Source organism: Kouleothrix sp. 19917, assembly GCF_057073505.1.
Genome location: NZ_CP097099.1, coordinates 3,931,429 through 3,952,022 on the forward strand (window position 1 = coordinate 3,931,429; position 20,594 = coordinate 3,952,022).

Here is a 20,594-nt window from a genome sequence, read left to right on the forward strand (position 1 = left end):
GCGCAGCCCGTGTTCTGGTAGCGTTCGAATTGAATATCAGCAAAAGCGTGGGTGGCCGGGCCGCCCGCGCTTTTTTTGTTGGGCCGCGCAGAACGGGTGTGCAAATTCCTGGCACACCTTTTGCACATGTGACAGTAGTTGTCACACAGATGTGCTACACTCGTACATAGAACCGAATGCCAGGAAAGGAATAGGGCATGGCGAGATTGCAGACCAGCGCCGCACCCAGTCGCCTCAGCGTCACTGCCGACGGGCGCGCGTTCCGCATGCTGCTGCTGGCACCCGAGGCCCCGCTGATTGTTGTGCTGATGGGCGTGTACTGGGCGATGGGCGACCCGCCGCTGGTCGGGGTGCTGCTGGCGCTCCTGATTGTGGGCTTTATTGCGCGCTGGCTGGCGCTGGAAGGCGCGCGGCGCTCGTACACCGTCGCGCACTACCGCGAGGCCAGCACGCTGGCGCAGCTGGCATTGTTTCTCAACCCCTGGTCGGCCGACGCGCTGGCGCTGCGCGGCTCGATCGCGCTGGCGCAGGGGCAGGCTGCCCGCGCCGAAGCGGCACTGCGCCGCGCCGCCCGCCTCATCCCCGACAGCGCCGGCATTCACACCGCCTTCAGCGGCGCGCTGCTGGCGAATGGTAACCCCGCCGAGGCAGCAGTTGCCGCGCACCACGCGCTGGCGCTGGCCCCAAACACGCCCCTGGCGCTGCTCTACCTGGCCGAGGCCGAGCGAGCGTTAGGCGTGCCCACGCTCGAAGTCGAGGATCGGTTGCGCGCCGGGCTGGCGCTGGAGCCCGCGCCCGAGGCCGAGGCTGCGCTGCGCTGCGCGCTGGCTGCGCTGCTGTTCGCCGAAGAGCGCGAGGCCGAGGCGATGCTGACGCTGCGCGGCGCCGAGGCGCTGCTGCCGCGCTGCCGCCCGGCCAGCCAGCTCGAGCTGCGCGTACGCCTGGGCGAGCTGATGATTGCGCAGGGCCAGCTCGAACGCGCCCGCGAGCAGTTCCGCACCGTCGCCGCGCTCGACCCGGGCGGGCGCTACAATGGCGCGGCCTGGCGCGCGAGCCACCTGCTGTAAGCTCAAAACCAGCCACAGAGCGCACAGAGGCCACTGAGGAAATACATCTCAGTGGCCTCTGTGCGCTCTGTGGCTTCTTAATAGGCCGCCAGTGCGCGGATCGCGTCAGCGATTTTGGCCGGGTTGAGCATGAAGTGCGCCTCAAGCGCGTCGTTGAAGGCCACGGCGTGCACGTCGGGCGAGGCCAGCCGCCGCACCGGGGCATCGAGCGCCTCAAAGGCGTGTTCGGCAATCAGCGCGCTGATCTCGCCGCCCAGCCCACCAGTCAGCTTGTCCTCGTGCACAATCAGCGCCTTGCCGGTTTTGCGCACCGAGCCAAGAATGGCCTCGCGGTCGAGCGGGTAGAGCGTGCGCAGGTCGATCACTTCCACATCGATGCCCTCGCCCGCCACAGTTTCAGCCGCTTCCTGGCTGTACTGCGCCATCAGCCCAAACGTGAACAGGCTCATATGCGTGCCGTCGCGCCGCACCGCCGCCTTGCCCAGCGGCTCGGTGTACGCGCCCTCGGGCACCTCGCCACGTGCGCCACGGTAGAGCTGCTTGTGCTCGAAAAACACCACCGGGTCGGGGTCGCGGATGGCGGCGATCAGCAAGCCCTTGGCGTCGTAAGGCGTCGAGGGCGCAACGACCTTGAGGCCGGGCGTGCTGGTGAACAGCGCCTCGGTGCTCTGCGAGTGGTAGAGCGCGCCATGCACGCCCGCACCAAACGGCGCGCGAATCACCAGCGGGCAGCTCCAGTCGCCATTCGAGCGGTAGCGAAAGCGCGCCGCCTCGTTCAAAATCTGGTCGATGGCGGGGTGAATATAGTCAGCGAACTGAATTTCGGCCACCGGGCGCAGGCCATGGAGCGACGCGCCAATCGCCATGCCGGCGATCCCGGCCTCGGCAATCGGCATGTCCACCACACGATCTTCGCCAAAGCGCGCCAGCAAGCCCTCGGTTGCCAGAAACACGCCGCCTTTCACGCCCACATCCTCGCCCAGCACAAACACGCGCTCGTCGGCGGCCATCTCGTCGTGGAGCGCGCTGCGAATCGCTTCGATCATATTGAGCTGGGGCATACAACCTCCCCTTGGAGTGTGCGGATACTGCGAAGAGAGCCAACGAAGGGCGTATTGCTATACGCCCAGACCAAGAACCGTAACCACCAAGACACCAAGGCACCAAGATCTGAAAGAACCGTAACCACGAAGGCACGAAGGCACGAAGAAAGAATTACATGCATTATTTGGTATATCTTAAATCAGCATGACTACTCTGGAAAATACGTTATTTCAGGCAACGGGCAAGCTTCCAGGAAGCTCATCTGGTTATCAGGTTGAAACAAAACTGGCTTTAGCTTCCTGGAAGCTGAGTACAGGGAAATTTATTTTCCAGAGTAATGACTTTCACTTGCTCAAATTACTGCTTCATTCCTTGGTGTTTTTGCGCACAGCGCAAAAACACCAAGAATAAATCGTAAAGTACCATGCTGCCGCAGGCAAGTAGCAACAAGCGAAAATGCGAAGGGAAAACTTCACTACTCACCATACAAATGATGAAGAAGTGAATCCAGCGGCGGCCCGGGCGCGCGTTCCGCTTCGTCAATTGCCACGTCAACGTCGGCCGCGACTGCCGTACGAAGATCGGCAAGCCCGGCAGAGTCGAGTAGCTCGCTGTGAAGCGCGTAGCGCTCCAGCCGCGCAATCGGGTCGCGCGCGCGCCAGCCATCGACTTCTTCGGCGCTGCGGTATTTGCGGTCGTCGTCGGCGTTGGAGTGCGGGCGCAGGCGGTAGGTTTTGCACTCCAGCAGCGTCGGTCCACCGCCGTTGCGCGCGCGCTCCATCGCCTCGTGCGCGGCGGCATACACCGCCAGCAGGTCGTTGCCATCCACAATCACGCCCGGCATGCCATAGCCGGCAGCTTTCGCCGCCACGTCGGCCACCGGCACCTCGCGCGCCTGCGGCACCGAAATGGCATACTGGTTGTTTTCGCACACAAACACCACCGGCAGCTGGTGGATGCCCGCAATCGTCATCGCCTCGTGCCACGCGCCCTCGGCAGTCGCGCCCTCGCCAAAAAACGTCATCGCCGCCACGCCCGCTTCTCGGGTGATGCGCAGCGCCCAGGCCAGCCCCACCGCGTGAATCGGGTGGCTGCCCACCGAGCTGGAGCCGCTGACGATGCGCAGGGCGCGGCTGTTGAAGTGGCCAAACATCTGCCGCCCGCCGCTGGCCGGGTCGTCGGCGCGGCCAAGCGCGTGGAGGAAAATGTCGAGCGGCGTCTGGCCGAGCGCCAGCGCCAGCGCCATGTCGCGGTAGTAGGGCACCACATAGTCGCGGCCAGCGTGTGCCGCCAGCCCGCAGCCAAACTGCGTGGCCTCGTGCCCGGCCGAGGTGATCACAAAATGTGCCTTGCCCTGGCGGCTCAGCAGCCACAGCCGGTCGTCGACAGTGCGCGACTGGATCATGCCGCGCAGGGCGGCTACTACCTGCGCGTCGCTCAGGCCCAGCGCGCCGTGGTCGCCCTGGAGGTCGTGCGGGGCGGGGGCGGGTTCATTCATCGGCGGCCTCGTATGAACAGGTGGATCGCGGCTATTGTAGCATTTCCTGCCCGCGCCGCTGCGGCGCACTTTTCCAATACAGCACGCCGCAGGGGTGGTATAGTGGCAGGGAGAAAGGAGCGGCAATGACAAAGAAGATCGAGGTCTATTTCGAGACGGGCGCGAAAAAGACGTTTGCGGGCGCGCTGGAGTGGCCGGGCTGGTGCCGGATCGGGCGCGACGCCGATGGCGCGCTCCATGCGCTGCTGGAGTACGCGCCGCGCTACGCAAACGTCGTGAAGGGCAGCGGCGTGGCATTTCACGCGCCCAAAGACGTGAGCGAGTTCACGGTGGTGGAGAAGCACCCCGGCGGCTCGGGGATCGATTTCGGCGTGCCCGAAACCGCCCTCGACGGCGACGACGCGCCGCTGAAGACCGCCGAGCTCAAGCGCATGGAGGCGATTCTGGCGGCTTGCTGGGATGCGTTCGCGGCGGCGGTGAAAGGCGCGCAGGGCAAAGAGCTGCGCAAAGGCCCACGCGGCGGCGGGCGCGATGTGGACAAAATCGTCGAGCATGTGCTGGGTGCCGAGGGTGGCTATATTTCGCGCCTGGGCATCAAGCTCGACAAGGAAGACGAGCCGGACACGCTCGCCAAACGAATCGCGCAGCTGCAAAAGCAGGCCTCGGCGGCGCTGGCGGCCAGCGCGCGCGGCGAAGCGCCGGAGCAGGGGCCGCGTGGCGGCGTGATCTGGACTCCGCGCCGCTTTGCGCGCCGCTCGGCCTGGCATATCATCGACCATGTGTGGGAGATTGAGGACCGTGTTGAGGAATAAGTGTTAAGTGTTGAGTGCTGAATGTTGAGTTACACTGGGCAGGTTGCAGTTTGCAGTTTGCAGCTGGCAGTAGACAGTAACCTGCAACGTTCTAACTTTCAACACGCAACTCAAAACCTTCGTGTCTTCGTGCCTTCGTGGTTAACGGCCTTCCAGCGGAACAATGTGCGCGCTGGCGCGGCCTTCTGTGATGTCGAGCAGCGCAACCGAGAGGCCGCCACCAAAGCGTGGCCGGCCAGCCGCGCCCGGGTTGAGGTAGAGCACGCCATCAAGTGTTTCGAGCAGGGCAGTGTGCGTGTGGCCGAAGATATACACGTCCGGGCGCGGCGTGGGTAATACGCGGGCTAGCTCGGCTGGCCGCCCGCCGATATGCGTCATGTGGATGGCGACGCCGCCGCGGGTGATGCGCTGCGTGGCCGGGTAGCGCCGGCCCATCGGCCCGTCAGCGTCGGTATTGCCGTGCACCGCAATCACGGGCGCAATGCGCTCCAGCGCCTCGATGATCGCGGCGGTGCCGATGTCGCCGGCGTGGAGGATGTGCTCGACCCCAGCGAGTGCCGTGATGGCGCGTGGATCGAGGGTTCCGTGGGTGTCGGAGATGACGCCAATACGCATGATTATTCCTTTTCCAGCACGTAGATCGTTGGGTGGCTGCCAAACAGGCTGATCACCAGCTCGCGGGCCGGGCGCAGCGCGGGCAATTCGGCCAGCGCCGCGCCGACCTCGGCCACACGGTCGGTGAGCAGCACGGCCCGCCCGCCCGGCCGCAGCACACGCGCCGCCTCGGCCAGCAGCGCGCGGTAGAACGCGCCCATGTCGGCGTCGGGCAGCACCTGCCGGCCCCACGGCGGGTTGCACACCAGCGCGTCGATGCTGCTTGCGGGCAGGGGCAGCGCGCCCGCATCCCCGTGGAAGAGCACGACGCCCGGGCTTTCTGCGGCGGGGTTGAGGGTTGCGCCCGGCGCGGCCACGCGAACCGGCGCTCCGCACGCTTCCAGGTTTGTTTTCGCCAGCTTCAAACCCTCGGCATCCACGTCGCCGCCGAGCAGCACGCCATCGGGCAGCAGGGCCAGCGCCTCGGCCAGGATCGTGCCCGCGCCGCAAGTCGGATCGAGCAGGGTCTGGCCGGGCGTGGGGCCAGCCAGCAGCGCCAGGCAGTAGGCCACTGGCGGCTTCAGCGCGCCGGGGCGCGCGGCCAGGCGGCCGGCGCGGCGGTGCAGCGGCGACTCGCCCAGGCGCAGGCCGAGCAGCGCCCAGTCGTCTTCCAGCAGCACGCGCAGATCGAGGTCGGGCTCGGGCTCGTTGGCGTCGTTCAGCACGAAGCGCCAGGGCAGCATCGGCGTCAGCGCCTGCTCGGCCGCGCCCTCGACATCGTAGCGCGAGTAGTTGCGCCGCCCGAGGTGGCTGGCGGTGACGCGGTATTTGGGATATTCGGGCAGAGCGCGGGCGGCGGCCACGGTGGCGAGCGCGGGCGCAAAATCGACCTTGCTGAGCTTGCTGCTCAGGCGCAGCAGCGTGAGGCGCGTGTGATCCAGGCCGTTCAGGCGCGCCACCAGCGCGTAGACATCATCGACACTGCGCAGATCGAGCAGCGTGGCGGGCGGCGCGGCGCAGGCGAAATCGACGCGGCGGTGGCCGATGCCGAGCAGGCGCGCGCCGGTGCGGGCGGCGATGTCGTCCCACGCCACCGACTCAAGGCCGGCGCTGACGCGCGCGAAGTAGCGGCGCTCGTGGGTGGCGGGTTGTGGCGCGTCGGTGTCGGTCATGGCTGTTATCAGGTTTGCAAGTCACAGGTCGCAGGTTGCGAGTTTGCAGGTTGCAGGTTTGCAGGTTGCAGGTTTGCAGGTTTGCAGGTTGCAGGTTTGCAGGCCGGGGCCTATTGCATAGGCCTGTTTGCGGGTTCTCTGCGTAGTATACCGCGCTTTGGCGCTTACATCAGCGCATCCTGCTTCGCTGGCTCCCGATCAGGCAGAGCAGGCATATGTCAAAACCGCTTGACAATATTCTTACGTGAGTTTATCATATTAGTACACTTATTTCAGCGAAAGAAACTGGAGGCTCCCCGATGCGGAGTATATCGGCCACGCAGGCGACGGCAAATGGGCGGGTGGATCGAACGGCACTGCGCACGAATCAGGCGTTTATTATCGCACTTCTGGCGCTGGCATTTGTTGCCGCGCAGCCCTGGCTGGTGGCGTTTGTCTGCGCTGTGATGGCGCTCGGCACCGCCGTGCCGCAGGCGGCCCTGTTCCAGCGCATCTACCGCGATGTGCTGCGCCCGGCTGGCCTGCTCAAGCCCGACGTGCACGAAGAAGACCCGGCCCCGCACCGCTTTGCGCAGGGCATGGGCGCGGCCGTGCTGCTGGCAGCCAGCGTGGCGCTGTTTGCAGGCGCAACGACGCTTGGCTGGGGACTTGCCTTTGTTGTCATCGCGCTCGCGGCCGTGAACCTGTTTTTTGGCTTCTGCGCGGGCTGCTTTGTGTATTTCCAGCTGGCGCGTCTGCGCGGCTAAAGTCGCGACTTTAATCCACAGATTTCGCAGATTGCACCGATTGGCATTCGCAAACGAAATCTAATCTGCGGCATCTGCGTAATCTGTGGATAAATGCTTTTCTCTGGTAGAATGGAAACCCCAATGATTGAACGAATGCTTATTCTTGGCGGGCTGGCGCTGGCGATTGTGGCCGGCTGGGCGATGGTGCGCGTGTGGCGGGCCTGGAAGCTGCGCGGGCTAGCGAACGACGCGCCGCTGGCGGATGTCGCGCCACTCGGCCGCCCCGCAATTGTGTCCTTTTCAACACCCAGCTGCGCCGAATGCCGCACCCGCCAGTCGCCCGCGCTGACGCGCCTGGCCGCCGCGCTTGGCGACGCCGTGACGATCCGCTCGCTTTCGGCGCTCGAACATCCCGAGCTGGTCGATCAGATCGGCATTCTGACCGTGCCCGCAACAGTTGTGCTCGACCGGCGCGGCGCAGTGCGGCACCTGAACCTGGGTTACACCAGCGACCAGAAGCTGCGCGAGCAGCTCGCGATGGTGGGCTGAGCGACGTAACCACGAAGACACGAAGGCACGAAGGTTTGAAAGCGACTGATGAAGCTCGAAACTGACTCCTGACTCCTGACTACTCGCAGAACGCGCTGGCTGGAAGGCATATGTCTTCCAGCCAGCGCTTTTTTCGCGGGTATCGTTCTTGCTTCCCCTCTATAAGCAGAACTGAGTTTTCGCGAAGGAGCATAAGAATGAGCAAAGATCTTCAGGACTTCGAGCGCTTTATGCAGCAGCGCGAGGCCGCCGCGCGTGCCTATGTTAATGGCGACCCCGCGCCGCTGGCCGAGCTTTCCGCCCGCACCGGCGACGCGACGTTTTTCAGCCCCTTAGGCAGCGTCATCAGCGGCGCAAGCACGGTATCGAAACGCTATGCGGAAGACGCCAAAGGCTTTGCGACCGGCAGCGACACGCATTTCGAGATTTTGCAGATGGCCGCCAGCGACGGCATTGCTTACTGGACCGGCTACCAGCGCGCCATGGCCAAACTGCGCGGTAAAGACGAGCCGGTGCCGTTCGACCTGCGCGTGACCGAGATTTACCGCCGCGAGGGCGACAGCTGGAAAATGGTGCACCGCCACGCCGACGCCGTCAGCGAAAAGCCTGCAAAATAAGTTCTGCGCCACGCAGCTAGAAATACGACCTTATGACAAGCGAAATGCTCGAACAAACCCGCCCCGACCCGGTTGCGTCGGCCAAAGAAGCGGGCCTGCGCTATGTGGCCGACACTGCGCCCGGCATCACGCGCAAGCGCGCCGGGAAGGGCTGGAGCTACACTGGCCCCGATGGCAGGCGCGTCACCGACGCCGCAGCGATCAAACGCATCAATAGTCTGGCGATCCCGCCGGCCTATACCGATGTGTGGATCTGCGCCGACCCGAACGGCCACCTGCAGGCCACTGGGCGCGACACGCGCGGGCGCAAGCAATACCGCTACCACCCGCGCTGGCGCGCCGCCCGCGACGACACCAAATACCACCGCATGATTGCCTTCGCCCAGGCGCTGCCAGCCATGCGCAAGCGCGTCGATCACGATCTGGCGCTGCCCGGTTTGCCACGCGAAAAGGTGCTCGCCGCCGTGCTGCGCCTGCTCGAAACCACGCTCATCCGCGTTGGCAACGACGAGTATGCGCGCACCAACAACTCCTATGGCCTGACGACCATGCGCGATCGGCACGTGGATATTGCGGGCGGCACGGTGACCTTTCATTTCGTGGGCAAGAGCGGCAAGCAGCACGAAATTACCATGAAGGACGCGCGGCTGGCGAAAATCGTGCGCCGCTGCCGCGACCTGCCCGGCTACGAGCTGTTTCAGTACCTCGACGACGACGGCAACCGCCAGGACGTGAAATCCGACGACGTGAACACCTACCTGCAAGCCATCAGCGGGCATGATTTCACCGCCAAGGATTTCCGCACCTGGGCCGGCACCATGCTTGCCTGCATTGCACTGCAAGAGTTCGAGGCGATCGACAGCGAGGCACAGCGGAAAAAGAATATTGTGCGCGCTGTCGAAAGCGTGGCCGAGCGCCTGGGCAACACGCCCGCCGTCTGCCGCAAGAGCTATGTTCACCCGGCCGTGCTCGATTGCTACCTCGACGGCACGCTGCTCGATATGTTGCAGCAGCGCGTAGAGCAGGAGTTTGCGGCTTCGGCCAGGCAGCTGCGCCCCGAAGAAGCGGCTGTGTTTGGTCTGTTGATTCGCCGCCTCGCGCAGGAGCAGGCGAAGGCGAGGTAGAACCATATATTCTGCCTTCGCCCATGTCGCTTTGCAGTTCGTGTTCCAATGAACTACATTCGTCAAAAAGTGTATATTCGCGCAGTTCTGACGCATGCGGAATATGATGGCGGTTCGTGGAAGGAATAAGCAATGACGACAAGCGAGATGGAAACCGTTGAGCAGGTTTGGCCTGCTTTAGCGCCACTGTTATTCGTACCGCATACTGAATACGAGTACGACCGCTTGGTTCAGATGCTTGACACCTTGATCGATGTGGTTGGCGAAAACGAAAGTCATCCACTTGCCTCGCTCATGGAAATTATTGGTGTCCTGATCGAGAAATACGAGGATGATCAGGTTCCCGAACTTGCATAATTTGGTTGGGGTGGCCCAATCGTTCGGATTGTGACGGCTTCATTGCTCCACCTTTCGGCGGATTGCGCACTTGCGCCGGCTGCGGTATCATACCGGGTGCCACGCCCCGGGCCACCCGCGGCCGGCTGAATTGTCCCAAGCAAGGAGCAGGCATGCTATCGATCTCTCACTAATACGCTGCGTACACGCTGCGGAGCGCCACCCCCGGCGGCTCCATTGTGAGAGGAAGATAGTATGCTTCAGGTTCAGAATCTCCAGAAATCGTACGGCATTGCCACGGTGCTTGCCGGCGCTTCTTTCATCATCAACGACGGCGAACATGTTGGGCTGATCGGCCCGAACGGCGCGGGGAAATCGACCCTGCTGCGCTGTATCGTTGGGCAGGAACAGCCCGACAGCGGCAGCGTGATCTTCTCGCCGGCCGGGCAAACGCTGGGCTATGTGCCGCAGTCGTTTGGCGAGCTGCTGGGCGGCAAAACCATTGCCGAGGTACTGGCCGGCGCGCAGGCCGCCTACAGCGCCGCCGAAGCCGCCCTGGAGCAGGCCGGCGCTGCCCTGGCCGACGCTGCCGACATGGACGCGGCGCTGGCGGCCTATGACGCGGCGCTGGCGCAGTTCGAGGCGCTGGGCGGCTACGAGCGCGAACACCGCGCCGCTGCCGTGCTGGAAGGCCTGGAGCTGGGCGCGCTCGACCCGGCCACGCCAGCGCGCACGCTCAGCGGCGGGCAGAAAACACGACTGGGACTGGCGGCACTGCTGCTGAGCGCGCCCGACCTGCTGCTGCTCGACGAGCCAACCAACCACCTGGACGTGGCCGCGCTGGAGTGGCTCGAAACGTTTGTGCGCGGCTATGGCGGCGCGGTGCTGGTGGTTTCGCACGACCGCGAGTTTCTTGATCACACCGTTGGGCGCATTCTCTACCTCGACCCGCTCGCGCGCACGGTCAAGAGCTACACCGGCAACTACAGTGATTTTGCCGACGCGCGCGATCAGGAGCGCACGAACCAGCTTGAAACCTGGAAGAAGCAGCAAGACTACATCGAACAAGTCGAGACGGATATTGCGCGCTTGAAGGGCCAAGCGCTTGGCGTGGAGTTAAGCACCACCCCGGCGCAGCCGACGATTCGCCGCTATGCAAAAAAAGTGGCAAAGAAGGCGAAATCGCGTGAGCGCAAGCTCGAACGCTACCTTGAGTCCGACGAGCGTGTGGAGAAGCCGAAAAACAGCTGGGGTCTCAAGCTCGACTTTGGGCCGCCGCCGGCTGGCGGGCGCGCTGTGCTGCGCGTGGACGATGTGCGGTTCGACTACAGGCGGCGGGCGGATGCACCGCTGCTGGCAGATGTGAGCTTCGAAGTGGCGTATGGCGAGCGCGTGGCGCTGGTGGGGCCGAATGGCGCGGGCAAAACCACGCTGCTGCGCCTGATTACGGGCCAGCTCGAACCGCAGGCTGGCGTCGTCAGGCTGGGCGCGAACGTGCGCCTGGGCGTGATGGCGCAGGAGCAGGAAACGCTCGACCCGCAGGCGACCGTGCTGGCAACCGTGCTGAACGCCCGCGCCATGAGCGAAACCGAGGCGCGCAACTTCCTGCACTTCTTCCTGTTCGGCGGCGACAGCGTGTTCCGCCCGGTGGGCGCGTGCTCGCTGGGCGAGCGGAGCCGCCTGCAACTGGCGCTGCTGGTGCTGCGCGGCTGCAACCTGCTGGTGCTCGACGAGCCGCTGAACCACCTCGACATCGAGGGGCGCGAGCACTTCGAGCAGGCGCTGGATGCCTTTGAAGGCACGGTGATCGCCGTGGCGCACGACCGCGCCTTTCTGCGCAGCTTCGCCGAGCGCGTGATAGAAGTGGCAGGCGGGGGCGTGCGCGTCTTTGCCGACGACTACGATGGGTATCTGCGGCGGCGCTAGATGCGGCAGCGGGCGCGTGGGCAATGGCTCACGCGCCCGGGCTGGCTACGCCGCACTTTTTTCTTCCTCACGGTCCTCGATCTCATCTTCCAGCGCGTCGAGATGCTTTTCGACATGCTCTTCCACATTGCCGCCCTGTTCTTCGCGCATCTGCTTGAACTGCTGCTGCAAGCGGCGCAGCTCATCGTCGGAAAGGTCTTCCAGATCGACCAGCTCGTCGCGTGCGCCTTCCACGCTGCGGATCAGCTCGTCGAGCTTGAGGTGAATGGCCTTGGCGTCGCGGTTTTGCGTGTTTTGGATGAGAAAAACCATCAGGAAGGTGATGATCGTGGTACTCGTGTTGATTATCAGCTGCCATGTGTCGGAAAAGCCGAAAATCGGGCCGCAGATCGCCCAAATGATGATAACGCCTGCAGCGATAATAAACGCCCACGGCGAACCGACGATCTCAGAGGTTTTGTTGGCAAACTTGCGGAATAGATCGTTCATTGTTGTTCCTGGCAGCGATCATGGGGTTGTGTACCCCACAATGCGCGTTGAAAGCGCTCCGCTGCGAGGATCGCTGGAAAAGGTCGCCCAGCCGTTGCCCTCGCCGCCACCGGGCAGGTAGCTAACCGAGAACTCGGCTTCTTCTGGCTCGCCGCCGCTGTCGAGCGTGACGCGAACTACCACGTCTTCGGCGGGGCCATCGCCCTGGTTGCTGACGGCAACCGGAATGCTGTAGTGCTGACTTTGCTGCACTGGCGCGCCAAGCTGCACCACCAGGTCGGGCGGGGCATCGCCCTGAGTCACGCCGGAGTAGAGCAGGTAGGCAAGCACGCCGGCAACCAGCAGCACGCTCGCGCCAAACACCGTCCATTCCAGCCAGTTTTTCTTGGGCAGATTCATGACGTTCCTTGCTCCCCGCTTGCCGCTTGAATCAGCAGCCGGCCCGCCGATGCGCCCAGCGTCGAGGCCACGCCCAGCACCACCACGGCGGCCATGCCCGTGGTGGTGCCCAGGCCCGACAGGCTATCGAAGAACCACAGCGCGCCCGCCGAGGCAAGCAGCGCGATGGCGTAGTTGACCATTGCGCCCGTAACGATGGAAAGCGGGCCTTGCTGCGGGCTCACCCGGTCGGCGGCATGAAAACCGCTAAAGAAGAGGATGAGCGCGGCCAGCAGCAGCGAGACGGCCGCCAGCCCAACGACATACCAGGGCGGCAATTCGACCGCCAGCTTGATGATTTCTTCGGTGGGCGCGACATTGCTGGCAATCAGCATGGCTCCGCAGAAGCCGAGCACGACCTGGCTGGCGAAGGTCGGCGTGGCATCTTCTTCGTCGTCGCCGCCCTGATCGTCGCCATCGGTGTCGTCGCCGCTGGTGCCAAGCTGGGCGGTGCCAATCGACACACCGATTGCCATCGTCATCGCCTCGACGACGATTTTGCCCATGATTTCATTGGCAGGCATGGCGGTGGTGATACGACCAAGCATAATCAGCAGGACGGTTGCGAGCACAAAGCCCAGCCCCAGCTCCTCAACCGAGTCGATTGCGATCTCGGTCCAGCCGGCGTCTTCGCGCAGGCCGGCGTAGCGGTTATAGCCCAGCAGAAGCACAATCGTAGCAATTACTCCGCCGAGCAGCCGCAGCGGGTGCATGGTGATGCCGGCCTGCCACATTTCCATGGTGTAGAGCAGTGGCAAACTGAACAAGAGGCCGCCAGCAATGCCGCGCCCATACTCGCGCAGCGAGTCGGCCACGCTGCGCTGGCTGGTTGCTTTCTGCCGGGAGCTTGTCTGCGCCAGAGTCGACTGCATTGTCCGCCTTCTTTGCGTGCAGGTCATACACCTGCGGAGAGGCATAAAGCAAACATCGCGCCACGAATGGTTCGGGGTGGCGACGACCGGCGACCGACGAATGACGACCGAAAGATTCACCACAGAGACACAGAGGCACAGAGGTTTTTGAGTTGCGGGTTTACAAGTTTGCAAGTTACAGGTTTTACGATTCTCTTCGTCCTTCGTGTCTTCGTGCCTTCGTGGTTACAGTTTCTGGTTCTGCGCTCACCCCTTCACCTCTTCACCCGTTCACCCACACTCTTGCCCGAAAGAACAGGTTGACACACCGCGCCTTTGCCGTGATGATCAAGCACGCATTTTGTTCTCACAGAAATTGGAGAAGCCAACATGGCAAGCGATTTCCAGGCATTTGCCGAGGATGATTTCTGCTACCTGACGACCACTGGGCGCGTCAGCGGGCGGCCACACACCATCGAGATCTGGTTTGCGCTGGAGGGCGGCGCGCTGTATATGCTGGCCGGCGGGCGCTACGACGCCGATTGGGTGAAGAACCTGCTGCGCACGCCAGCGGTGCAGGTGCGGCTGCGCGACGACGTGTTCGCTGGCACGGCGCGCGTGGTCGATGCGCCAGCGGAAGACGCGCTGGCGCGCGAGCTGGTGGTGGGCAAATACACCGCGCGCGGCGAAGGCGATCTGGACGAGTGGGGCCGCACGGCGCTGGCGGTGGCGGTGGATATGGGCGACAGGGTGACAGGTTAGCAGGTTTCAGGTTTGCAGGTTGCGCCGGGGCGTATTGCATACGCCGATTGCAGGTTGCGCTGGGGCGTATTGCATACGCCGATTGCAGGTTGCGCCGGGGCGTATTGCATACGCCGATTGCAGGTTGCGCCGGGGCGTATTGCATACGCCGATGGCAGGGTGCGCCAGGGCTGATGCATACCTACGGTTGATTACGCCGCGCCGGCCAGCACGCGCACCACAATCAGCGTCAGGTCGTCGTGCGGGGGGACGGGGCCGGTGTGCGCGCCAACGGCGGCCAGCACGCCCGTGAGGATGGCGTGCGCGTCGGCGTCGGCGGGCAAAGCGCCCACCACGCCAGCCAGGCGCTCGAAGCCATACATCTCGCGCGCGGCGTTCATCGCCTCAACCACGCCGTCGCTAAACAGCAGCAGCACATCGCCCGGGGCAAGGTGGGTGTGCTGCTCGCGCCACTGCGCGCCGGCAAAGGTGCCAAGCGGAAAGCCGGCCGTCTCGATCCAGCTACAACTGCCGTCGGCGCGGCGAAGCAGCGGTGTCACCGCGCCCGCGCCCACAGTTTGCAGCGCCCAGCCGCCCGTTTCCTGCGTGAGCAGGCAATAGCAGAACGCGATTGTCATGCGGCTGCGGCTGGTGTAGGGGTGCATAGCCTCGTGCAGCGCGCGTGCCACCTGGGCGGGCGGGGCATCGCTGGCGGCGACCGTATTGAGCGCCACAACCGTTCCACTCAATAATAATGCGGCCGCCAGACCCTTGCCCGAAATATCGCCCACGGCCACGCCCAGGCGGCGCTGCAAGCCAGCCTCGGGCTCGGCACCGCGCGGGAAATAGCCCACAAAATCGCCGCCGATCTCGGCTGCGGGGCGAACCAGGGCCGCAATGTCGAGATCGGGCATAAGCGGCGGCTGGGTAGGCAGCAGGCTTTGCTGCATCCGGCTGGCAATCGCCAGCTCGGTTTGTTCGTCTTCAGGCAGTTCGCCGGGCACGAGCGCCGCGCCCACAAAACGCTCGGCCAGCAGGCGCTGCGCCCATTCCGGCTCGATGCCGTGGCCGGCGGCGTAGACCAGCAGCGGCTCGATCGTGTCGGGCAGCCACCAGTTGCAGGTCAGCAGCTCTTGCGCGGCGGCGTGGCCCAGGAAAGCGCGCAGCCCCGCCTCAAGCAAGGCAGTGTTGCCCAGCGCCATGCCAGCGGCGGCGCGGTAGAGCTGCACGCTCACCACGGCATAGTTGAAATCGGTGGTCTGGTAGAGTTCGATTGCCTGATCGAACAGGGGCAGCGCGGCGGCGGGCTGGCCGCTGGAAAGCTCGACCAGGCCAAGCAGGAAAAAGGCATCGCCTTGCGAGCTGGCGGCCGGGCTGATGCGCTGCAGCATCTCGCAGCTCCAGCGCGCTTCGGCCAGGTGGCCCTGGCGCAGCTGGATGAAAGCCGGGCCTTCCGGGTCTTCGCCCCAGCAGTTTGCAAGCTGGTACGCCGCCAGCGCCGCCTCCAGCCGATCCTGGTCGCGCAGCACATGGCCCTGCGCGGCAACCGCCCAGCGCCACAGCTCGCGGTGCTGCCACTGCTCGGCCAGGCGGCGCGCGTGGTCGAGGGTTTCGGTGGCGGCGGCAAGCTGCCCGTAGCGCCAGCGGGCCAGCCCCAGCTCGTAGAAGCACCAGGGCTGCATGTCGGCGGTGTCGGCGTGGGAGTGGGCCAACGCGGCGGCCTGCTCGGCGGCAGCAACCGAGCGGCGGCTTTCGCCATAGTAGTGGTAGCCGGCCGCAATGTTGCGCTGCATCTGAATGCGGCCAATCCGTTGCAGCCAGGGGTCGCTTTCGCCCTCAAGCGCATCGAGCGCGGCTTCGCCGGCCGCAACCGCATCGCGCACATTCCCAAGCCCAATCGCGCACAGGAAGTGGCCGAACAGCAATTCGGCGCGCAGGTAGGGGCGCATGGGTTGGGCCAGCGCGTCGAACAATTCTTCCAGGCCAGCGGTGAAATCGCCGTTGTGGTAGCGCATCACCAGCCACTCGGCCAGCGCCCACAGCTCGCCCTCGCCGTCGCCAGCGGCGCGGAAATGCGCCAGCGCCGCGTCGATCAGGATGGTGGCTTCCGCGAAGCGACTATGCAGGCGGCACAGGCGGCGGCCCTGCAAGAGCGCGGCCCAGGGCAGCGCCAGCAGCTCGGGCTCGGCAAGCGCATCGAGACGCGCCAGCACCTCGTCGGGGTAGCGGCGTTGTTGCAGGGCTGCGCGCGCGGCGCGGCTCAGATCGTTTGGCGGCGTGTGGTGCGTCATCGTCGGAGCATTGTACCATGCCGGGGTCTACCAGTGCTCGCTGACGCGCTCGATTGTCATGCGCAGGGTCACGCGCTCCTGGCGCGAGAACTGGTTTTCGACCATCTGCGCAGCTTTTTCAGCGGGGTGGTAGCGATGCGCCAGGTGCGCGATGTCGGCCTGGGCGGTGGCCTGATCTTCGACCAGGCGCACTGTGCCCGTCACCGTGACGTACTGGTAGCCTTCTTCAAAGCACAGCGCCACGCGCGCATCGCGGCGCATGTTGCGGTCCTTCAGGCGGCCGGCGAGCGTGTTCATCATGATCTCGTCGCCCTGCAGTTCGTACCACATAGTGGTGAGCTGGGGCGAGCCGTCGGCGTTGATAGTTGCGAGCACACCAAAGCGCGGTTCGGTCAGAAAGGCGCGAGCGCGCTCGCTGAGCTGATTCGTGGGCATGGGCTTCTTTCTATTCAGTATGCGTCGAGAGCCGTGGAATCAGAATCATCCACAGATTACGCAGATTATGTACGCTGTGCTTTTGCCTGCGGCAGCAAGGTAGAAACGATCATTTTGAGTGCGATTTTCTGCGCTACGACATGGTTTCAGGCAGACCAAGCCAGCTTTACAGTCTTTCCCTGCCTGCTGACAGACAAACTCCCTAGTGGTATGGTTGAAGGGCCAACCACAACCAATCACTAGGGAGAACCCAATGGGTCGCACACATCCTAGCACGCCCGAGATGCGTGCACAATCCGCAGCGCTGCTGCTGGCACATCAAGGCGAGTATGGTATCGTGACACGCCTCAGCCGCATACATCACGTCTCGCGCCCGACCTTGTATGCTTGGCGCGAGCACGCCCGACGCGCCATCACGGCTGCCTTTTCGCCGCCGTCTGCTCACGCGCCTGCCCGCTCCAGCGCTCGCCACATTCTGACGCTGTGGATCGCGCATGCCTCTCAGCGTGGCATTCAAGCCGCGACCCAGGAATTGCTCGGACAGGGCCTCAGTTTGCCCACCATCGTCGCAGTCCTGCACCAGGCTCAGCAGCGCGCTCTGACCTGGATGCACACGCACCTTCCTTCTTCCACTCGCGCCTTGGCGCTCGACGAAATCTTTCCCGCTCACGGTCGAGCCGCCTATCTGAACGTGGTCGATGTGCACAGCGGCGCAGTTTGGGCCTCTGAAGGACCGCTGGCGGTCGATACCGAGAGTTGGACCTTGCTGTTGTGGAGCTTGCAGGAGCGTGGCCTGCGATGGGAGCGGGTTGTGATGGACGATGGCGCACCCATGCACAAGTGCCTGCCAGCACGTCACGCCCGATGTGCTGGTGCAACTCGACCACTGGCATCTGTTCCAAGCCTGCTCGCTGGTGCAGGCTCGCCTGCAGCGCCGCCTGAGCCAGATGCACGCGCGTACAGCGGCAGTTGAGCGCCAAGCTGCCTGCCTCGAGCTTGGGACACGTCAGCGCGGTCGGCCGACCAAGCGCACGCTTGAGAGCCACAGCCAGGAATTGGCGGCAGCGACCGATGGTGTCGCTGCGCTGGCCTATTTGACCGACGAGTTGCATCGATTGCTGGCGGTGGTGGTGGTCGGGCGCAAGCGGTTGCTGAGCTTGGCCGAGCGGCAAGACGAACTGGACGCGCTGCTGAGCTTGTTGGACGAATTGGCAGAAAGCAGCGCGGGAGAGCAGCAGGCCGAACTGGGGCGCCTGGCGCGCCGCATTCGGAGGCAAATGCCAAAGCTGCTGAGTTTTGGTGCCCAGGTGCAGCAGGTGCAGCAGGAGCTGAGTGGAGTGCTGGCAGCCGAGCGGCAAGCGCTGCTGGGATGGGCTTGGCTGAGGCGGAAGGAATTGGCGTGGACCGATGCGGAGGTGATAGCGGCGGTGCCAGTGGACTGGCGTGCGGCGGCGCGAGTGCTGCTGACAGCCTGGCAGGAGGCGGTGCAGGTTTCGAGCGCGGTGGAGCGGTGGCATAGCATCCTGCGCCCACATCTGGCGGTGCGGCGAAGGCTGACAAACGGTATGCTGGCGTTGCTGGCAGTTTGGCACAACCATCGTGTGTTTACTCGTGGGAAGCATAAAGGTCAGAGCCCGCTGCATCTGAGCGGGATGCGCGATGCGCCGACTGACTGGCTGGTGGCATTAGGCTATCCACCAGCCAGCACGGAGCATTCACCAGCGCATCTGATGCCTGAGTGGACGCTGGCCGCCTAATCACAAACTGTAAAGTACCTACAAACCATGTCTACGCGCAGAAAATCGCACTCAAAGAAGAAACGAGTACAGCGGTTCCCGAACTTGATGAGGGGCTAACGCCTACGCCCAAACCCTAACCCCTATTCCCTAACCCCTGCGCTGAAAGCGCACTAATGCAGCTTGGAAATGACCTGCTCGCCAAAGGCCTTGATGAACTGTTCCTGGTTACGCCCAACGTTGTGAATATGAATCTCGTCGAAGCCCAGGTCGATGAAGCGCTGAATGTACTCGCGGTGCTCATCGAGGTCGGGTGAGATCAGCATGCGGTTCTTGTAGTTCTCGGGCCGCACCAGCTTGGCGATCTCGGCAAAATCCTCGGGCGAGCGGATGTCTTGCTTCGGGAAGGGCATGCCGCCGTTCGGCCACTCGACCATGGCGTTTTGCGTGGCTTCTTCCTGCGTGTCGGCCCAGGAAAGGTGCAACTGCAAGAGCTTGGGCATCTTGGCCGGGTCTTTGCCGCCAGCGCGCGCGCCCTTCTCAAAGGCGTCGAGCAGGCCCTTGAGCTTTTCCAGCCCCGCGCCCGGCGTGATGATGCCATCGCAGTTTTCGCCGGTCCATTTCGCGGTGATCGGGCCGGCTGTGGCGACAAAGATCGGGCACGGCTCGGGCGGCAGCGTCCACAGGCGCACACGCTCCATGGTGAAATATTTGCCGTCGTCGTGCCGCGCGACCTTGCCGGTGAACAGCTTCTTGATGATGTCAATCGCTTCCTGCATCATCTTCAGGCGCACGTGCGGCTCGGGCCACACCCCGCCGACGACGTGCTCGTTCAGCGCCTCGCCACTGCCCAGGCCCAGCCAGAAGCGGCCAGGCGTCATGGCGGCCTGCGTGGCGGCGGCCTGTGCGATCACGGCCGGGTGGTAGCGGAACGAGGGGCAGTTCACGCCGGGGCCGAAGGTGACTTCTTTCGTCGTCGCGCCGAGCGCAGCCATCCAGCTCCACACAAAGCCATTGTGCCCCTGCTGCGGCACCCAGGGCTGGAAGTGGTCGGCGGCCATAATTCCCTTGAAGCCGTGCTGCTCAGCCAGCTGGCTGTATTCGAGCAGCTCGGTGGGGTGGAACTGCTCAAGCGCGGCGGCGTAGCCAATCGTTGCCATGGTTCTCTCCTTATGGAAAAACGCTAGTCGCGCACATAGCGCGGGTAGGTTTGCCTGGCGTGCTCGGCCTGCGCGAGGTCGAGCGTGGCGGTGGCGAATGGTTCGTCTTCGGATGTGAGCGCCAGCACCGCGCCGTCCGGGTCGATGATCCAACCCTGGCCGCCGAGTGTCACCAGCGGGTTGGGACGGCTGACAAGGTTGGAAGAAAGCACGAACGCGCCCGCGATCACGGCGGCGGCGCGGCCGCCCGCCAGCCACTTGTCGAGCGTTGCCAGCTCGGTGGCGCGCGGAACGGCCAGCAGGTGCGCACCGGCCTGCCCGTAGGCGCGGGCGTGCTGCGGGAACCACAGCTCGGTGCAGATTTGCATGCCAGCCAGCGCCGCGCCGCACGCGAACGGCTCGAAGCTGCCGTCGCCGCGCCCGTACCACGACGCTTCCCAGAATCCCGGCTCGTCGGGCAGGTAGTATTTTTCGTGCACGGCGCGGTAGCCACCCTCGGCGTCCCACACAAAGCCCTGGTTGCGACGCTCGGCACCCACGTCGAGCGGGCGCGTGCCAAGCACGGTGGCGGGCGCGAGGTCGCCCAGCTGGAGCATCCAGGCATCGTGCGCGGCCACCGCCGTGAACCAGACGATCATATCAAAGCGGCGGGCCACTGCGAACCAGGGCGCAAAGGCCATTTCCGGCAGCACAACCACGTCGCTCGCGTTTGCGCGCACGTGCTCGGCAAGCCGCTCCCAGTCGTCGGCAAAGTCGTCGGGCGTGTTGCGCAGCTGGCAGACCGTGGCGCGAATCTGCATGACAATGACTTTCTGCTATACCAGGCCTGCTAAAAACGTAACCACCAAGACACCAAGACACCAAGAGAATATACGCCTCTTTCTATGGAGCCTTGTCTCTTGATGTGATGGTAATCCGATTTTTCAAGACCAACGATCACCAACAGCGCTATTGGCAGTTCCCAGCAGCAATCATTCGTCCTTCGT

At 64.2% G+C, this 20,594-nt stretch carries 22 protein-coding genes; 11 read left to right on the forward strand and 11 right to left on the reverse strand.

Annotation, left to right across the window (positions count from 1 at the left end; all coding sequences use genetic code 11):
* Window positions 1-197 precede the first annotated feature (197 nt).
* Window positions 198-1,067: a tetratricopeptide repeat protein gene (locus M1P90_RS16040; RefSeq protein WP_483703953.1), complete on the forward strand. Its 870-nt coding sequence runs from the start codon at window positions 198-200 to the stop codon at window positions 1,065-1,067.
* 77 nt (window positions 1,068-1,144) lie between these two features.
* On the opposite strand, the gene M1P90_RS16045 is transcribed toward M1P90_RS16040, so the two are convergent.
* Both M1P90_RS16045 and M1P90_RS16050 read right to left on the reverse strand, forming a co-directional pair.
* On the reverse strand, window positions 1,145-2,128 hold the full coding sequence (locus M1P90_RS16045) for an alpha-ketoacid dehydrogenase subunit beta (protein WP_483703955.1): 984 nt from the start codon (window positions 2,126-2,128) through the stop codon (window positions 1,145-1,147).
* 458 nt (window positions 2,129-2,586) lie between these two features.
* Window positions 2,587-3,609 carry a thiamine pyrophosphate-dependent dehydrogenase E1 component subunit alpha gene (locus tag M1P90_RS16050; RefSeq protein WP_483703957.1) on the reverse strand — a complete coding sequence of 341 codons (1,023 nt, stop codon included), beginning with the start codon at window positions 3,607-3,609 and terminating at the stop codon, window positions 2,587-2,589.
* 125 nt (window positions 3,610-3,734) lie between these two features.
* Between M1P90_RS16050 and M1P90_RS16055 the strand changes: the two genes are divergently transcribed.
* Entirely contained in the window at window positions 3,735-4,421 is a 687-nt protein-coding gene (locus tag M1P90_RS16055; RefSeq protein WP_483703959.1) for a hypothetical protein, read from the forward strand.
* Between the two features lie 141 nt (window positions 4,422-4,562).
* Here the strand turns inward: M1P90_RS16055 and M1P90_RS16060 are convergent, their stop codons facing one another.
* Both M1P90_RS16060 and M1P90_RS16065 read right to left on the reverse strand, forming a co-directional pair.
* Window positions 4,563-5,036 carry a metallophosphoesterase family protein gene (locus M1P90_RS16060; RefSeq protein ID WP_483703961.1) on the reverse strand — a complete coding sequence of 158 codons (474 nt, stop codon included), beginning with the start codon at window positions 5,034-5,036 and terminating at the stop codon, window positions 4,563-4,565.
* A 2-nt stretch (window positions 5,037-5,038) separates the two neighbouring features.
* Complete coding sequence (locus M1P90_RS16065) at window positions 5,039-6,187, reverse strand: methyltransferase (RefSeq protein ID WP_483703963.1); 1,149 nt, start codon at window positions 6,185-6,187, stop codon at window positions 5,039-5,041.
* 299 nt (window positions 6,188-6,486) lie between these two features.
* On the opposite strand from M1P90_RS16065, the gene M1P90_RS16070 reads away from it, so the two are divergent.
* The 7 genes from M1P90_RS16070 to abc-f all read left to right on the forward strand — a co-directional run bounded on the left by M1P90_RS16070 (window position 6,487) and on the right by abc-f (window position 11,467).
* Complete coding sequence (locus tag M1P90_RS16070) at window positions 6,487-6,933, forward strand: DUF4395 domain-containing protein (protein ID WP_483703965.1); 447 nt, start codon at window positions 6,487-6,489, stop codon at window positions 6,931-6,933.
* 123 nt (window positions 6,934-7,056) lie between these two features.
* Complete coding sequence (locus M1P90_RS16075; RefSeq protein ID WP_483703967.1) at window positions 7,057-7,464, forward strand: thioredoxin family protein; 408 nt, start codon at window positions 7,057-7,059, stop codon at window positions 7,462-7,464.
* Between the two features lie 197 nt (window positions 7,465-7,661).
* The gene (locus tag M1P90_RS16080) at window positions 7,662-8,081 is read left to right on the forward strand and encodes a YybH family protein (RefSeq protein ID WP_483703969.1); all 420 of its coding nucleotides are present in this window, start codon (window positions 7,662-7,664) and stop codon (window positions 8,079-8,081) included.
* Window positions 8,082-8,113: 32 nt separating this feature from the next.
* Complete coding sequence (locus tag M1P90_RS16085; RefSeq protein WP_483703971.1) at window positions 8,114-9,205, forward strand: DNA topoisomerase IB; 1,092 nt, start codon at window positions 8,114-8,116, stop codon at window positions 9,203-9,205.
* A gap of 48 nt (window positions 9,206-9,253) precedes the next feature.
* The gene (locus tag M1P90_RS16090; RefSeq protein WP_483704649.1) at window positions 9,254-9,334 is read left to right on the forward strand and encodes a type II toxin-antitoxin system HigB family toxin; all 81 of its coding nucleotides are present in this window, start codon (window positions 9,254-9,256) and stop codon (window positions 9,332-9,334) included.
* Between the two features lie 3 nt (window positions 9,335-9,337).
* The gene (locus tag M1P90_RS16095) at window positions 9,338-9,562 is read left to right on the forward strand and encodes a hypothetical protein (protein WP_483703973.1); all 225 of its coding nucleotides are present in this window, start codon (window positions 9,338-9,340) and stop codon (window positions 9,560-9,562) included.
* A gap of 234 nt (window positions 9,563-9,796) precedes the next feature.
* Complete coding sequence (abc-f, locus tag M1P90_RS16100) at window positions 9,797-11,467, forward strand: ribosomal protection-like ABC-F family protein (RefSeq protein ID WP_483703975.1); 1,671 nt, start codon at window positions 9,797-9,799, stop codon at window positions 11,465-11,467.
* 45 nt (window positions 11,468-11,512) lie between these two features.
* Here the strand turns inward: abc-f and M1P90_RS16105 are convergent, their stop codons facing one another.
* From M1P90_RS16105 to M1P90_RS16115, 3 genes are read right to left on the reverse strand one after another with little or no spacing between them, the layout of a single operon-like run.
* Window positions 11,513-11,956: a low affinity iron permease family protein gene (locus M1P90_RS16105; RefSeq protein ID WP_483703977.1), complete on the reverse strand. Its 444-nt coding sequence runs from the start codon at window positions 11,954-11,956 to the stop codon at window positions 11,513-11,515.
* 18 nt (window positions 11,957-11,974) lie between these two features.
* Window positions 11,975-12,355: a hypothetical protein gene (locus M1P90_RS16110; protein ID WP_483703979.1), complete on the reverse strand. Its 381-nt coding sequence runs from the start codon at window positions 12,353-12,355 to the stop codon at window positions 11,975-11,977.
* A complete protein-coding gene (locus tag M1P90_RS16115; protein WP_483703981.1) occupies window positions 12,352-13,266 on the reverse strand; it encodes a TIGR02587 family membrane protein in 915 nt (304 codons plus the stop codon). The genes M1P90_RS16110 and M1P90_RS16115 overlap by 4 nt, the downstream gene beginning before the upstream one ends.
* 369 nt (window positions 13,267-13,635) lie before the next feature.
* Here M1P90_RS16115 and M1P90_RS16120 point away from each other — a divergent pair, with 369 nt between their 5' ends.
* Window positions 13,636-14,007 (forward strand): nitroreductase family deazaflavin-dependent oxidoreductase, encoded by a 372-nt coding sequence (locus M1P90_RS16120; RefSeq protein ID WP_483703983.1) that lies wholly within the window; start codon window positions 13,636-13,638, stop codon window positions 14,005-14,007.
* Between the two features lie 191 nt (window positions 14,008-14,198).
* On the opposite strand, the gene M1P90_RS16125 is transcribed toward M1P90_RS16120, so the two are convergent.
* Both M1P90_RS16125 and M1P90_RS16130 read right to left on the reverse strand, forming a co-directional pair.
* A complete protein-coding gene (locus M1P90_RS16125; RefSeq protein WP_483703985.1) occupies window positions 14,199-16,277 on the reverse strand; it encodes a PP2C family protein-serine/threonine phosphatase in 2,079 nt (692 codons plus the stop codon).
* Between the two features lie 27 nt (window positions 16,278-16,304).
* The gene (locus M1P90_RS16130) at window positions 16,305-16,712 is read right to left on the reverse strand and encodes a PPOX class F420-dependent oxidoreductase (protein ID WP_483703987.1); all 408 of its coding nucleotides are present in this window, start codon (window positions 16,710-16,712) and stop codon (window positions 16,305-16,307) included.
* An 821-nt stretch (window positions 16,713-17,533) separates the two neighbouring features.
* On the opposite strand from M1P90_RS16130, the gene M1P90_RS16135 reads away from it, so the two are divergent.
* Entirely contained in the window at window positions 17,534-18,469 is a 936-nt protein-coding gene (locus M1P90_RS16135; RefSeq protein WP_483703989.1) for a hypothetical protein, read from the forward strand.
* A gap of 152 nt (window positions 18,470-18,621) precedes the next feature.
* Here the strand turns inward: M1P90_RS16135 and M1P90_RS16140 are convergent, their stop codons facing one another.
* Both M1P90_RS16140 and M1P90_RS16145 read right to left on the reverse strand, forming a co-directional pair.
* Window positions 18,622-19,608, reverse strand: a complete 987-nt coding sequence (locus M1P90_RS16140) for a TIGR03557 family F420-dependent LLM class oxidoreductase (RefSeq protein WP_483703991.1) — start codon at window positions 19,606-19,608, stop codon at window positions 18,622-18,624.
* Window positions 19,609-19,631: 23 nt separating this feature from the next.
* Window positions 19,632-20,408 (reverse strand): carbon-nitrogen hydrolase family protein, encoded by a 777-nt coding sequence (locus M1P90_RS16145; protein WP_483703993.1) that lies wholly within the window; start codon window positions 20,406-20,408, stop codon window positions 19,632-19,634.
* Window positions 20,409-20,594: the final 186 nt, after the last annotated feature.

Coding starts and splice junctions, on each gene's coding strand:
- M1P90_RS16040 (WP_483703953.1), top strand. CDS start 198: ATGGCGAGATTGCAGACCAGCGCCGCACCCAGTCGCCTCAGCGTCACT.
- M1P90_RS16045 (WP_483703955.1), bottom strand. CDS start 2,128: ATGCCCCAGCTCAATATGATCGAAGCGATTCGCAGCGCGCTCCACGAC.
- M1P90_RS16050 (WP_483703957.1), bottom strand. CDS start 3,609: ATGAATGAACCCGCCCCCGCCCCGCACGACCTCCAGGGCGACCACGGC.
- M1P90_RS16055 (WP_483703959.1), top strand. CDS start 3,735: ATGACAAAGAAGATCGAGGTCTATTTCGAGACGGGCGCGAAAAAGACG.
- M1P90_RS16060 (WP_483703961.1), bottom strand. CDS start 5,036: ATGCGTATTGGCGTCATCTCCGACACCCACGGAACCCTCGATCCACGC.
- M1P90_RS16065 (WP_483703963.1), bottom strand. CDS start 6,187: ATGACCGACACCGACGCGCCACAACCCGCCACCCACGAGCGCCGCTAC.
- M1P90_RS16070 (WP_483703965.1), top strand. CDS start 6,487: ATGCGGAGTATATCGGCCACGCAGGCGACGGCAAATGGGCGGGTGGAT.
- M1P90_RS16075 (WP_483703967.1), top strand. CDS start 7,057: ATGATTGAACGAATGCTTATTCTTGGCGGGCTGGCGCTGGCGATTGTG.
- M1P90_RS16080 (WP_483703969.1), top strand. CDS start 7,662: ATGAGCAAAGATCTTCAGGACTTCGAGCGCTTTATGCAGCAGCGCGAG.
- M1P90_RS16085 (WP_483703971.1), top strand. CDS start 8,114: ATGACAAGCGAAATGCTCGAACAAACCCGCCCCGACCCGGTTGCGTCG.
- M1P90_RS16090 (WP_483704649.1), top strand. CDS start 9,254: ATGAACTACATTCGTCAAAAAGTGTATATTCGCGCAGTTCTGACGCAT.
- M1P90_RS16095 (WP_483703973.1), top strand. CDS start 9,338: ATGACGACAAGCGAGATGGAAACCGTTGAGCAGGTTTGGCCTGCTTTA.
- abc-f (WP_483703975.1), top strand. CDS start 9,797: ATGCTTCAGGTTCAGAATCTCCAGAAATCGTACGGCATTGCCACGGTG.
- M1P90_RS16105 (WP_483703977.1), bottom strand. CDS start 11,956: ATGAACGATCTATTCCGCAAGTTTGCCAACAAAACCTCTGAGATCGTC.
- M1P90_RS16110 (WP_483703979.1), bottom strand. CDS start 12,355: ATGAATCTGCCCAAGAAAAACTGGCTGGAATGGACGGTGTTTGGCGCG.
- M1P90_RS16115 (WP_483703981.1), bottom strand. CDS start 13,266: ATGCAGTCGACTCTGGCGCAGACAAGCTCCCGGCAGAAAGCAACCAGC.
- M1P90_RS16120 (WP_483703983.1), top strand. CDS start 13,636: ATGGCAAGCGATTTCCAGGCATTTGCCGAGGATGATTTCTGCTACCTG.
- M1P90_RS16125 (WP_483703985.1), bottom strand. CDS start 16,277: ATGACGCACCACACGCCGCCAAACGATCTGAGCCGCGCCGCGCGCGCA.
- M1P90_RS16130 (WP_483703987.1), bottom strand. CDS start 16,712: ATGCCCACGAATCAGCTCAGCGAGCGCGCTCGCGCCTTTCTGACCGAA.
- M1P90_RS16135 (WP_483703989.1), top strand. CDS start 17,534: ATGGCGCACCCATGCACAAGTGCCTGCCAGCACGTCACGCCCGATGTG.
- M1P90_RS16140 (WP_483703991.1), bottom strand. CDS start 19,608: ATGGCAACGATTGGCTACGCCGCCGCGCTTGAGCAGTTCCACCCCACC.
- M1P90_RS16145 (WP_483703993.1), bottom strand. CDS start 20,408: ATGCAGATTCGCGCCACGGTCTGCCAGCTGCGCAACACGCCCGACGAC.